Annotated in this window: 13 protein-coding genes; 6 read left to right on the top strand and 7 right to left on the bottom strand. The window is 73.3% G+C overall.

Annotated features, from left to right (window positions below):
• Positions 1-45 precede the first annotated feature (45 nt).
• Entirely contained in the window at positions 46-2,142 is a 2,097-nt protein-coding gene (locus ACZ8ZB_RS03135; protein WP_470736185.1) for a SpoIIE family protein phosphatase, read from the top strand.
• A 100-nt stretch (positions 2,143-2,242) separates the two neighbouring features.
• On the opposite strand, the gene ACZ8ZB_RS03130 is transcribed toward ACZ8ZB_RS03135, so the two are convergent.
• The 3 genes from ACZ8ZB_RS03130 to ACZ8ZB_RS03120 form a co-directional block, all read right to left on the bottom strand.
• Positions 2,243-2,896, bottom strand: coding sequence for a zf-HC2 domain-containing protein (locus tag ACZ8ZB_RS03130; RefSeq protein WP_470736184.1), 654 nt, complete (start codon positions 2,894-2,896; stop codon positions 2,243-2,245).
• A 151-nt stretch (positions 2,897-3,047) separates the two neighbouring features.
• Positions 3,048-3,557, bottom strand: a complete 510-nt coding sequence (locus ACZ8ZB_RS03125) for a hypothetical protein (protein WP_470736183.1) — start codon at positions 3,555-3,557, stop codon at positions 3,048-3,050.
• Positions 3,558-3,693: 136 nt separating this feature from the next.
• Positions 3,694-4,239 carry a sigma-70 family RNA polymerase sigma factor gene (locus tag ACZ8ZB_RS03120; protein WP_381226779.1) on the bottom strand — a complete coding sequence of 182 codons (546 nt, stop codon included), beginning with the start codon at positions 4,237-4,239 and terminating at the stop codon, positions 3,694-3,696.
• A 211-nt stretch (positions 4,240-4,450) separates the two neighbouring features.
• Here ACZ8ZB_RS03120 and ACZ8ZB_RS03115 point away from each other — a divergent pair, with 211 nt between their 5' ends.
• Positions 4,451-5,605 (top strand): CapA family protein, encoded by a 1,155-nt coding sequence (locus tag ACZ8ZB_RS03115; protein ID WP_470736182.1) that lies wholly within the window; start codon positions 4,451-4,453, stop codon positions 5,603-5,605.
• Positions 5,606-5,611: 6 nt separating this feature from the next.
• On the opposite strand, the gene ACZ8ZB_RS03110 is transcribed toward ACZ8ZB_RS03115, so the two are convergent.
• Positions 5,612-6,085 (bottom strand): MarR family winged helix-turn-helix transcriptional regulator, encoded by a 474-nt coding sequence (locus tag ACZ8ZB_RS03110; protein ID WP_470736181.1) that lies wholly within the window; start codon positions 6,083-6,085, stop codon positions 5,612-5,614.
• 57 nt (positions 6,086-6,142) lie between these two features.
• On the opposite strand from ACZ8ZB_RS03110, the gene ACZ8ZB_RS03105 reads away from it, so the two are divergent.
• Positions 6,143-6,967: an alpha/beta fold hydrolase gene (locus ACZ8ZB_RS03105; RefSeq protein ID WP_470736180.1), complete on the top strand. Its 825-nt coding sequence runs from the start codon at positions 6,143-6,145 to the stop codon at positions 6,965-6,967.
• A 361-nt stretch (positions 6,968-7,328) separates the two neighbouring features.
• A complete protein-coding gene (locus ACZ8ZB_RS03100) occupies positions 7,329-8,162 on the top strand; it encodes a polysaccharide deacetylase family protein (protein ID WP_470736179.1) in 834 nt (277 codons plus the stop codon).
• 27 nt (positions 8,163-8,189) lie between these two features.
• Here ACZ8ZB_RS03100 and ACZ8ZB_RS03095 read toward each other — a convergent pair whose 3' ends face one another.
• Positions 8,190-8,858, bottom strand: a complete 669-nt coding sequence (locus tag ACZ8ZB_RS03095) for a class F sortase (RefSeq protein WP_470741409.1) — start codon at positions 8,856-8,858, stop codon at positions 8,190-8,192.
• A 334-nt stretch (positions 8,859-9,192) separates the two neighbouring features.
• On the opposite strand from ACZ8ZB_RS03095, the gene ACZ8ZB_RS03090 reads away from it, so the two are divergent.
• On the top strand, positions 9,193-9,690 hold the full coding sequence (locus ACZ8ZB_RS03090; RefSeq protein WP_470736178.1) for a hypothetical protein: 498 nt from the start codon (positions 9,193-9,195) through the stop codon (positions 9,688-9,690).
• A 95-nt stretch (positions 9,691-9,785) separates the two neighbouring features.
• Here ACZ8ZB_RS03090 and ACZ8ZB_RS03085 read toward each other — a convergent pair whose 3' ends face one another.
• Both ACZ8ZB_RS03085 and ACZ8ZB_RS03080 read right to left on the bottom strand, forming a co-directional pair.
• On the bottom strand, positions 9,786-10,550 hold the full coding sequence (locus ACZ8ZB_RS03085; RefSeq protein WP_470736177.1) for a bestrophin-like domain: 765 nt from the start codon (positions 10,548-10,550) through the stop codon (positions 9,786-9,788).
• A gap of 36 nt (positions 10,551-10,586) precedes the next feature.
• Positions 10,587-10,715: a hypothetical protein gene (locus ACZ8ZB_RS03080; protein WP_470736176.1), complete on the bottom strand. Its 129-nt coding sequence runs from the start codon at positions 10,713-10,715 to the stop codon at positions 10,587-10,589.
• A 667-nt stretch (positions 10,716-11,382) separates the two neighbouring features.
• Here ACZ8ZB_RS03080 and ACZ8ZB_RS03075 point away from each other — a divergent pair.
• A complete protein-coding gene (locus tag ACZ8ZB_RS03075) occupies positions 11,383-12,315 on the top strand; it encodes an SCO0930 family lipoprotein (protein WP_470736175.1) in 933 nt (310 codons plus the stop codon).
• Positions 12,316-12,321 lie beyond the last annotated feature (6 nt).

Genomic DNA, 12,321 nt, shown 5'->3' with positions numbered 1-12,321 from the left:
CGCCCAGCGGTCGAAGAATCGCGTGAATCCTGGCAAGGTGGGCCCATGGCTGATCGGGGAGCGAGCCCCCTGTCTCTCCCGGACGACTGGCCGGACCACCCGGACCCGATCCTGGCGCTCAACCGCATGGGCGGTTTCGACTGGGACCTGGACGCCGGGGTGATGCAGATGGACGCCCAGGCGCACGAGATCTTCGACGTGCGCCCCGACGAATACGACGACAGGCCCGAGTCCCTGGGGAGCCGGGTCCCGTCCGGCGAGGCCCTGCGCCTGGACACCGTCGTGTCGCAGGCGCTGAAGGACGGCAGCGAGAACTACGGCGCCTACTTCCGCGTCCGCCGCCGCGACGGCTCCCTGCGCTGGACCCACACCCAGGGCTACATCCGCCGGGACGAGAGCGGCCGGCCCCGCCGCATCATCGGCATCGTCCGGGACGCCACCCAGGAGCTCGGCGACAGCGAGGCCAGGCGCGAGCAGGCCGCCCAGGAGGACGACCGCCGCCGGCAGACCAACGTCGTCCAGCTCACCACCGCCGCCCTCGCCCACGCGCGCACCGTGCAGGACGTCATCGACGTCCTCAAGGACACCCACGGCCTCACCCATCTGGGTGCGACCAGCCTCGTGATCGGTCTGCTCGAGGCGGGCAGGATCCGGATCATCGCGGAGGGACCCGAGGGCAGCCTCATACCGGGCACCGAGGTCACCGGGATCGACGAGCCGTACCCGATGAGCGAGGCGGTGCGCACCCTCAGCCCGTGCTTCATCGATTCACCGGAGGATTTCGCCGAGCGCTATCCGCAGCTGTGGCGGGGACTCACCGGCCTGGACATCACCTCGGCGGCCTATCTGCCGCTGATCGTCCAGGCCCGTCCCATCGGCGCGATGGGGCTGCTCTACAGCGACCGGCACGGTTTCTCCGCGGAGGAGCGCAACATCCTCGTCGCCCTGGGCAGCAGCATCTCCCAGAGCATGCAGCGCGCGATGTTCTACGAGCAGGAGAGGGACCTCGCCCAGGGGCTGCAGCAGGCCATGCTGCCGCGCACCATCCCCAGCGTGCCCGGCGCGGACCTCGCCGTGCGCTACCGCGCCGCCACCATCGGCGGCTCCCTCGGCCGCGACATCGGCGGCGACTGGTACGACCTGATCCCGCTGCCGGGAGGCCGGGTGGGCGCCGTCATCGGCGACGTCCAGGGGCACGACACGCACGCCGCCGCCGTCATGGGCCAGCTGCGCATCGTGCTGCGCGCCTACGCGGCCGAGGGCCACCCGCCGGCCACCGTGGTGGCCCGTGCCTCCGTCTTCCTGGACGAGCTCGACACCGACCGCTTCGCGACCTGCCTCTACGCCGAGGCCGACCTGGCCACCGGCGTGCTCCAGGTGGTCCGGGCCGGCCACCTCGACCCGCTGGTGCGCCGCACCGACGGCTCCTGCCGACGCGTTCCCGTCCCCGGCGGGCTGCCGCTCGGCCTGTCCGCGGAGTTCGGGCGGCTCGACTACCCGGTCGGCACGATGGAGCTCGACCCCGGCGACACCCTGCTGCTGTGCACCGACGGCCTGATCGAGCAGCCCGGCGCCGACCTCGACGACGGCATGGAGACCCTCTCGGCGCTGATCGCCGTCGGCCCCGACGACGTGCGCGACCTCGCCGACCGGCTCATCGACGTGGCCGAGGAACGCGGCGGCGGCGACGACGCGGCGCTGCTCCTGCTGCGCCGCCGCGCCCTGGACAGGGCGCGGCCCGGCGGCCGGCTCAAGCAGCGGGTGACGCCCGGCGATCCGGAGGCGCTCGCCGAGACCCGGCGCGTGATCCGCACGGCGGTGGGCGCCTGGGACGCGGGGGACCGGGCCGACGAGATCGAGCTGGTCGCCGACGAGATGATCACCAACGTGCTGATGCACACCGAGGGCTCCGCGGTCGTCACCCTCCGGGTCCTCACCGGCAGCGAGCGGCGCGTGCGGGTGGAGGTCGAGGACTCCTCCAGCGCCCTGCCGCGCCGCCGGGAGGCGGGCGAGTCGGGTGTCTCCGGGCGGGGCCTGCTCCTGATCGAGACGCTCACGGACGTATGGGGCGTGGAGGCGCGCGGTGGCGGCAAGTGCGTGTGGAGCGAGTTCGTGGTGGCGAAGGGCCTCGAGCCGGCCTGAGCGCGCGAGGGGGCCGCACCGTGGGGAGGGCGCGCCGTCCCGGGAGCCGGCCGGGCCCGGGGCGGCGCCGGAGCGGCACGGCCGCGCCGTCCGTGACCCCTCACCGGGGCTTCAGCGTCACCAGGTTCTCGTCCCTCGCCGTGCGCACCTCGTAGCGGGCGATGTCCTCGGGGCGCATGGCGGAGCCGCCGAGGACCGTGTGGGGGCGGGCGTCGAGACGGGGCACGCTCCAGCTGGTCACCGTCTCCTCGGAGCCGTCCCGGCCGATCACCACCAGACGGCAGACGCGAGGGCCGGCACCGTCCTTGACCTCGATCTCCATGGCGCTGCCCCAGGCCTCGTCCTCCGTGGTCACCTGCGCCCACACCCCGGACCGCTCGTCGGTCGCCGCGATGCGCACGGCGCCCCCGCCGTCGGCCCGCGCCATGAGCGCGACCGCCGGCGCGGACACCGCGAGCACCACCGAGGCGGCCAGCGCCAGCAGCAGCCGGCGACGCCCCGCGCGGTTGCGGGCCGCCACCTGCGACAGCAGCCGGCCCAGCATCCTCGGGCCGGGCTCGGCCAGCGGGTGCACCAGCCGCGGGGTGGAACTCCGGTACAGCATCAACTGGCGTGCCGCGGGGCCGAATTCCGTCACCTGGACAGCGCACCGGGGGCATTCCACGAGGTGGTCCTCGAAACGGAACGCGTCCGCCTCGTCCAGCACGCCGAGCGCGTAGGCGCCGACGTCGCGATGCCTCTCCAGGGACCTCATGCCGAATCCTCGTGCCGTTGGGTGCGGGTGGGGTTACTCCTTGCTCCCACCGGTACGCACCAGGCGGCCGAATCACTCAAGCGACGTGCCGAATCGTGACCAAGGGATTCGGAGCCGACCGGCCCGTGGATCGGCCGGATCGACGAGGAGGCTAAAAAAGATGGATGGCGAGGTGACCGAGCGGCAGTCCGAGCTGCCACGCCGGCGTCCACACCTTGGGTCCCTCGTCCTCACCGGTCACCGCACCGCCGCCGGGCACCGCGTTCAGATCGGGCGCCAGCAGCTCCGTCTCCCGCAGCCAGCGCCAGGCCTCCCGGGCCAGCTCCAGGTCCGGGTCCGGCACGTTCCGGGCGGCCGCGGACAGGTCCCGCAGGCGCCCCTGCACCCACTCCTGCCACGGCTGGTCGTACGCGGTCAGCGACAGCCAGGTCTCCAGCTGGGTGACCACCCGGATGCCGGACAGCTCGCCGTCGGTGTCGGACAGGAACACGGTCAGCGCCAGCGCGTCCCGTCCCGCGCGGAACTCGAAGGACGTCGGCGGCATCAGATCGCCGCTGCGCAGCAGTTCGTCGGCGATGTACTCGGCGTACAACCAGGCCATGGGGACGGTCAGTTCACCGTCGCCGGTGCCGTCCGTGCTCTCTCGACCTCTGTGCAGCATCCCTTCCTGCCTTCCTCCGGTGCGTGCGCGTCGCCCGACCCCGGGCCCCCGGTCCGGAACACGGATGAGGACAGCCGATTACCCAACCGGGGTGGTCGGCAAGGCGCTTTACGGAGGTTTGACTCGACGGCCGGTTTCACCGCACGTCGGAGGCGTACCCGGGGAGCACCCGGCGCAAGGCGCGCAGCGCGTAGTACGCGCGGGACTTCACGGTACCGGGTGGGATCCCGAGGGCCGTCGCGGCTTCCGCCACACTCGCCCCCTGGAAGTACACGAGCACCAGGACTTCACGGTGCTCCGGAGTGAGTGTCTTCACAGCCTCGCGGACGTCGAGCGCGGCCGCGGCCCGCTCGGCGTGGTCGGAGATCACCCGGGCGTTCTCCAGCACGGCGTCCCCGACCTCGGCCGGCCGGGCCTGCCGGGCCCGTCGCGCGTCGATGGCGAGCCGCCGCCCCACGGTGAGCAGCCAGGGGCGCACGGAATCGAAGTTCTCGGCGCGCAGGGCCTCGGGGTGCTGCCAGGCGCGCACCAGGGTCTCCTGGACCAGATCCTCCGCACGCTGCCGGTCCCCGTCGCAGAGCCGGAGCAGCAGCGCGAAGAGGGGCCGGCCGTGCTCGCGCTGCAGTGCGGCGAGCTCGTGCTCGGCGGTCGTCCCGTTCATGAGTGTGGTTCCGGCCGTCATGGCCGTATGGCAGCGCACGGCGCGACGCGGGGACAGGGCGCGCACAGGGGCGTGCGGCGGACGGTCGATCGCGTCGACGAACGGTTCGACGAACGGTCGTGACGGCCGTTCGCGCATGCCGGACGGCCTGAAGGGCGTGTCGGAACGGCCTCGGGAGCAATGAGGATTTTTATCTGTCCATCCATAAATGTGACTACAGCGAGGTGCAATGATGATCACGCGAAGCCGGCAGGTGGCCCTGGTCCTGACCGTCGTCCTCGCCGCGGGCGCCGCTTGCCAGGCCCGTGACCACCGGCCGCCCGAACCGGGGCGTCCGGCCCCTTCCGCCGCCGGGCCCCGCGGCTTCACCCTGGTCGCCTCGGGGGACGTGACGACCCACGGCTCGATCATCGAACGCGCCCACTACGACGCGGGCGGCACCGGGTACGACTTCCGGCCGATGCTCTCCGGTGTCCGCTCCGTCGTCGACTCCGCCGATGTGGCGCTGTGCCATATGGGGACCGCGTACGGCACGGGCGGTGACCACACCGGCCACCCCCTCTTCGCCTCCCTGCACGAGGTGGCCCGCGGTCTCGCCGCCACCGGCTACGACAGCTGCTCCACCGCCTCCGGCCACTCCCTGGACGACGGCGCCGAGGGCATCCGCCGCACCCTGGACGCCCTCGACCGGGCCGGCGTGCGCCACACCGGCTCGGCGCGCACCGAGCGGGAGGCCCGCACGGTGACCGTGCTGCGCGCGGGCCCGGCGCGGGTCGCCCACCTCGCCTACACCCACGCCCCCGACGGCCTTCCGCTGCCGCCGGACGAGCCCTGGGCCGTCAACCTCGTCGACGAGGCGCGGATCGTCGACGACGCACGGGCCGCCCGGGAGGCAGGGGCCGATGTCGTCGTGGTCTCGCTGCGCTGGGGCGTCGAAGGGCAGGAGGCCCCCGACGAGCGGCAGACCGCCCTCGCCCGCTCACTCACCGCCTCGACCACCGGGGGCCGCCCCGACGTCGACCTGCTCCTCGGCGCCCACGCCCATGTCCCGCAGGCCTACGAGAAGGTCAACGGCACCTGGGTGGTCTACGGCATGGGCGACCAGATCGCCGACGGGACGACCGGCCGCGAGGGTGTCCGGGACCCGCGCGGCCACCAGTCCACCCTGGGCCGCTTCACCTTCGCCCCGCCGGAGCGTCCCGGCGGGCGCTGGGAGGTGGCCCGGGCCGAGTTCGTCCCGCAGTTCTTCGACGTGGACGCCGGCCGGGTCGTCAACCTCAACCGGGCGCTCGCCCGGGGCGCCGAGGTGCGGTCGGTGCGCGACCGGATCCGGGACGTGGTGCTGAGCCGGGGCGCCGCACAGGACGGGCTCGTGATGGGGGAGTGAGGACCGTCAGCCGAGGTCGACGTGGTCGAGCGCCGTCAGCAGTCCGCCCAGCACCCGCAGACAGGCCGTCACGTCGGCGTCCGTGAGGCCGCCGCCGACCTCCCGCAGGAGCAGGTGTTCACGCTCCAGGACGGCGGAGATCGCCGCGGAGCCCTTCGCGGTCGGACGGATGAGCGACGACCGCCGGTGGGCGGGGTTCGGGACGGCCTCCACCAGGTCCTGGGCCGCGGCGTCGTTCACCATGCGCTGCACGAACTGCCGGCTGAGCGCCTGCGCCCTGCCCATCTGCGGCACGGTCATCGGCCCGTTGCGGTGCAGCAGCGTCAGCACGGCGCGTACGCCCACGGACAGACCGTCGGCGGTCAGGCCCTGCTCCACGCTGCGCTGGGCGCGCCGGTAGAGGGGGCCGACCAGGTCGTACACCTCGGTGAGGCGACGGCCGAGCTCGTCCGGGGGGAGGGGGGCGTCCATGTCCTTCATCCCGCCATCATGACACCCCGGTTGTCAAGCGGGAGTCGATATGACACCTTGGTTGTCATGACTGCTCCTTCGGATCTGCGCTTCTTCCCCTCCGCCGACGGCGATCTCGCCTACCTCGACACCGGAACCGGCGACCCGGTGGTCCTGCTGCACTCCGGCTTCGCCGACCACCGGGTCTTCGACGCCCAGATCCCGGCCCTGGCCGCCGAGTACCGGGTGATCGCACCGGACGTCCGCGGCCACGGCGCCTCGGCCAACGCCACCGGGCCGTTCCGCTGGGCGGACGACCTCGCCGGGCTGCTGCGCCACCTGGACGCCGGTCCGGCCGTGCTCGTCGGTGTGTCGATGGGCGGCGCCATCGCCACCGACACCGTGCTGGAGTACCCGGAACTGGTGCGCGCGGTGGTGGTGTGCGGTGCGGCCACCAGCGACTTCCAGTACACCGACCCCTGGGTCCGCCAGGTGCTCGCCGAGCAGGCCGCGGCCCTGGGCGCGGGCGACGTGGAGGGCTGGCTCACCGCGTTCCTGCGCTACGTGCCCGGCGAGCACCGCACCGCCGCGGACATCGACCCGGACATCCTGGGCCGGCTGCGCGAGGCGGCCCTGAACACCCTCGCCAAGCACACCCCGAACGAGGAGGACCACCACGTGCCCGTGACCGACCCCTGGGCCCGCGTCCCCGGGATCGACGTCCCGGTGCTCGCCGTCAACGGCGCCCTCGACGCCCCCGACCTGATCGCCGAGGCGGAACGGCTCGCCGGCACCGTCCGCGACGGCCGTTCCGTGATCATCGACGGGACCGCGCACTACCCCAACCTGGAGCGGCCCGAGGAGCTGAACAAGATCCTGCTGGACTTCCTCCGTTCCCTGCGGTCCCGCTGACGGCGCGCCGGCTTTGAACGCCGGCAGGAGCACCCGGGGCGGACCGCCGCGCGCCCGCACGTGCGGGCCGGGGCGCGGCGGGGGATCCCCTCGCCCGCCCGGAGCCCGGCCGCGCGCCTCACCTCCTCGCGATCCGCACACGGCTGACGGCCGGTCACGATCGCCTCCGGGCCGTCCGTGCCCCGTTCGAACCGACGGGACCGCTCTTCCGCCACGGCAGCGAGGCTGTCGGAGTCCGGCGCCCCGGCCCCCGGCACGTCCGTCGAGGCCCGTCGTCCGCACTGCGCCGGCCGGGTGAAGTCGTGCCGCCACACCGGTGTCGTCGAGGTGCGTCGGGCCCTTGCCGGGCGACTGATGAGACATGCAGAAGGATCATTTGCTGACCCGGCGCCGGGCGCTGCTCGCCGGCGCCGTCTCCCTGGGCGCCGCCGGTGTGGCCGCGGCGTTCGTGCCGGGCACCGGAAAGCGGACCGCGCCCGCGCCAGCTGCCGGCGCCCGGGCGGCCCGCCGCCCGCTCAGGCCCTCCGAGTACCGTCTGAGGCCCCTGACCGGCTACGGCCCGCCGCACACTTCGCACGGCAGGACGCCGGTGCGGCGCGAACCGCTGCTGCGCGTGCCCGGACACGGCCGCACCATGGTGCTGAGCTTCGACGACGGACCCGACCCCCGCTACACCCCGCACATCCTCGACACCCTGGCCCGGTACGAGGTGCGGGCGATGTTCTTCGTGTGCGGGGAGATGGCGGCCCACCACCAGGACCTGCTGGCCAGGATGGCCGACGAGGGACACGTGGTCGGCAACCACACCTGGACCCACCCCCTGCTCACCCGGCTGCGGCGGGCCCGGATCCGCTCCGAGATGGAACGCACCAGCGACATCGTCGAGAAGGCCTGCGGCGAGCGCCCCGCATGGTTCCGCGCACCCTACGGCGCCTGGAACCGCGCCGCCTTCCAGCTCGGCGCCGAACTGGGCATGGAACCGCTGGCCTGGACGGTGGACACCCTCGACTGGACCGAGCCCGGCACCCGCACCATCGTCGAGAGGGTGGCGGACGGCGCCGCCCCCGGCGTCGTGGTGCTCTCGCACGACGCCGGGGGCGACCGCTCGCAGAGCGTACGGGCCCTGCGCACCTATCTGCCCGGACTGCTGGACTCCGGGTACCACCTCACCGTGCCCCGCCGGCAGTACGTCTGAGCCGGTCCCGCCCGGCCGCGGAACCGCTCAGCGGACCTCGGCCAGGCGGGCGAAGACGACCACGTTCCCGTCGTAGCCGCTCTGCGGGGAGAAACCGCCGCCGCAGGTGATGACCCGCAGTTCCGCGGTCCCCTTGGAGGCGTAGACCCGGTCGCCGGGGAAGTCGTCCTTCGCGAAGACCTCGACGCCGTAGATCTCGAACACGACGGTCCTCCCGTCCTCGCGGGTGATCTCGACGCGGTTTCCCTTCTGCAGCGCCCCGAGCCCGTAGAACACGGCCGGTCCCTGCGCGTTGTCGACATGGCCGACGACGACCGCCGTGCCCTTCTCGCCCGGTGAGACGGCGCCGGTGAACCAGCCCGCCAGATTCGGGTCCTGGGGCGGCGGCGCGTCCACCCAGCCCTCCGCGTCCAGGCCCACCGGAACGACGGGCGCGTCCACCTGGATCGCCGGGATCACGACCCGGTCCGGGACCGCGTAGGGCAGCGGTCGCACCGCGTCGGCCGTGATGCCGCCGGGCGGCCGGCTGCCGGCTGCGGCCGCGGCGGCCGGCTGCGGCGGGCCCTCGTCGAACTCTCCCGAGCCGTTCCGGATGAGCGCGAGGCCGGTGAGCAGGACCAGTGCTATCACTCCCCACGGGGCGCGCCTTTTCCGCCGCACCTCCCATTCGGCTTCGGTCGGCTCGAAAGCAGACATTCGCCTTCCCCTCTCGACACGGCCGTCGCCGTACCACTCGCGCATGACGAAAACGCTAAACGCCGCATGCGCAACCGGCGACGGGTCGGCGGCGAACGGGTGGCCCCGGCGCGGCCGGGTGCGCCATCCGGGGCGGTACCGGACGAAGATTTTCTGACGGTCCGTGACCTGCGGCGATATCCCCTCTCGGGGTTTTCCGCGCGGGGTTCGTCTCACCGGTACGGACCATTCCCGAAATGCGGTCGTGCGCAGGGCAACTGAGGGTCTTTCCGGGAGGCGCTTTCTCGCCGATCGACCGGGAACGGGACCCGGGGCGTCTTCCGCGGAGGATCACATGCGCAATTCACGTGCCCTGGCGGTCGCCGGTGCCGCGGTCGCCGTCCTCGGGGTCGCCGCCCCGGCGGCCGTCGCGGACTCCGGCCGGGTGCCCAACCCGTCCAACATCGTCGCCCTGCCCGGCGTCATCGCCCGCGGCGGCCAGTTGACCATCACGGTCGACGGCTGCCCCAACGGCGGCACGGCGACCTCCAACGCCTTCCCCCGGACGAATCTGACGCCCATCAGCGGCGCCAACGACACCTCGAGGGGCACCGCCACCATCGACGACGACGCCCGTCCCGGTCCTTACGACATCACGGTCCACTGCTCCGGCCGGAGCCTGACCCGGCCGGCCGCCTTCACCGTCATCGGCGGTGTCCGCGGCGGCATCGGCGGCAGCAGCACCAGCGGGGCGACCCCGACGGACGTGGCCATCGGCGGGGCCCTGGTGGCCGCCGCGGTCGTCGGCAGCGGGGTCTTCTGGACGCGCCGCCGCGCCGAGAAGCGGATCTGAACCGCTGTTCCCCCGGTCCGCCGTTTCGCACGAGTTCGCCACGCCGCTCGCCCCGGATCCCGCGGGATCCGGGGCTCCGCTCCCCGCGGGCGGTGTCAGCCCTCGATGTGCGGGAAGAGCCGCAGGAACGGGTCCGCCGACGCGGCGAGGCCCCGGCTGTAGGGGGCGTCGAAGTCCCAGATGAGGAAGAGCAGGAAGGCGATCAGAGCCGAGAACAGCCCGGCGAGGACCATTTCCCGGGTGGTGCGCCGGATCTGCAGCGCGAAGATCATCCCGATGGTGATGACGGCCCCGGAGATCAGCCCGAACCACACCACGCCCGGCATGGTCTCCCCGGTCGACTCGGCCCGTGCGCTGCGCGCCTGGTCGGCGGCGGCCACCTGGTCCACGAGCGGCTGGTAGGCCTGCGCCTCGAAGTCCGTCCGCGGCTGGTAGTCGGTGACGTCCCGGCGGACGCGGTCGAGGAGTTCGGCACCGCGTCCGGTGACCCGTCCGTCGTCGGCCATGGTCCGCCACTCGGTGGTGACGACGTGTCCGACATAGGCGTTGACATCGTCCCGGATGCGGTCACGCACCTCGGTGGGGTAGACCCGGACCCGCTCCGAGATCTCGTGCAGTGCCACCGCCTCCGCCCGTACGTGCTCCTGGGCGGCGCTGCGTCCCTCCCAGACGCCGGCGATGGCGAGACCCAGGACGATGGCGTACACCACGCCGATCCACATCGTCATGTACTCGATGACGTCCGGGGTCTCGCTGGGGTCCTCGTCATCGGCCGCCCTGCGGTGCCGTACGAGGGTGATGACCACCACGACGACACAGGCGGCGAGCATCGCGAGGGTGAGAACAAGCCATTCCGGCAAGAGGTGCCTCCAGAAAGGGTCGGGCGGGTCCGGGCCTCAGCGCGGACGCAGCGCGGCGACGGCGACGACGGCGGGCGTCGTGATGAGCAGGACGAAGGTGAGCGGTGACGTGGCGCCGCCGGAGCGCCGCCGGGCCGGGGCCGTGCGGTAGCGCGGGTAGTGCACGGGCGTCACGGACGGCCGCGGCTTCGGCGTGGCCGACGGCGTCGGGGCCGGTGAGGGCGGTGGTGAGGGGCGCGGGCGCGCCGGGGCGGGAGCCGGCGTCGGACGGGCGACGGGCGGTGCCGGACGGGCGGCCGGCGGGGGCGGCGGTTCGGGGGGCGGGGTCGGACGGGGCTTCGGCGGCGGTGGCGGTGCGGTCGGCGGGGGCTCGGGCGGGGGTGGTGTCGGTGTGGGTGTCGGTGTGGGCGTCGGTGTGGGCGTCGGTGTCGGTGTCGGTGTGGGGGACGGCGGCGGTGAGCAGAACGGGGGGTCGGTCCAGGTGACGTGTCCCGCGACCGCCACCGCCTCCGTGCCGCCCGGCCCCGTCGAGGCGTACGCGCAGGCGTCGGCCGCGGCCGTGCCGGGTGCGCCGACGATCGTCCAGATCAGCGTCGCCACGGCCAACGCGCGCGCGGTGGCGTGGGATTGGGTCGGTACGAGTGCTTGCACGACGGAGATCATGAGTCGTGTGCCGCCGGGCCACGCCCGGGATCCCGGGGATTGCCCCGAAGGAGTTAACGAAAGAAATCCGGGCCACCGTTGAACACGACCCGTGCCTCCGTGCGTACCCATCGTCGAGCGGCGGCACAGCAGGGCGCTGCACGACCCTTGCGATGATGTGGAGTTGACGATGAAGACCTCCTGGCGGACCGCCTCACTGGTGGCGAGCGCCGCGGCGGTGCTGGCCCTGACCACGGCGTGCGGGCAGGAGAGCCCGCCGCCCGCCTCCAGCCAGAACGTCGGCGCCACGGCCGGGGCCGGGGACGTCGGCAGCATCGGCGCGGGCCAGGCGGGAGGCGGCGGCGCACAGGCGCCGGCGAACCCCTCCGACACGGCGGGCGAGCTGAACGTCTCCACCGACGCCGAGCTCGGCAAGGTGGTGACCGACAGCCTCGGTCTGACCCTGTACCGCTTCGACCAGGACACCGCCGAGCCGCCCGCCTCCAACTGCGAGGACGACTGCGCCGAGACCTGGCCGCCGGTGCCCGCCGACGACGCCACGGCCGGCGAGGGGATCGACGAGTCGCTGCTCGGGGAGGTCGCCCGGGCCGACGGCACCAAGCAGCTCACCGTCGCCGGCTGGCCGGCCTACCGCTACGTCAAGGACGTCAACGCCGGTGACGTCAAGGGCCAGGGCCTGGGCGGCAAGTGGTACGCGCTGAACCCCGAGGGCAAGAAGGCGCAGGCGGCCGACCGGCCCGGGCTGTCCACCCGTGAGGACCCGAAGCTGGGCGAGATCGTCGTCGACGGGAACGGCATGACCGTCTACCGCTTCATGAAGGACGAGGCCTGGCCGAAACCCGTCTCGGCCTGCACCGGCGCCTGCCTGGAGAAGTGGCCGGTGGTGTCGCCGGTCGACTTCGACGACACCAAGGGCATCCAGGAGAAGGGCTACATGACCTTCACCCGCCCGGACGGCGCCGAGCAGCAGACGATCAACTGCTGGCCCCTCTACACCTTCGCCGGTGACAAGGCCCCCGGCGACACCAGCGGTCAGGGCGTCGGCGGCACCTGGTACGCCGTGCGGCCCGACGGAAAGCCGGTCGGCGCGCCGGAGAAGTAACGACCT

The sequence above is a fragment of the Streptomyces sp. 12E genome, from assembly GCF_055633275.1.
The sequence above is the reverse complement of the archived record's forward strand: the minus strand, read 5'-3'. Positions and strand labels throughout refer to the sequence as shown.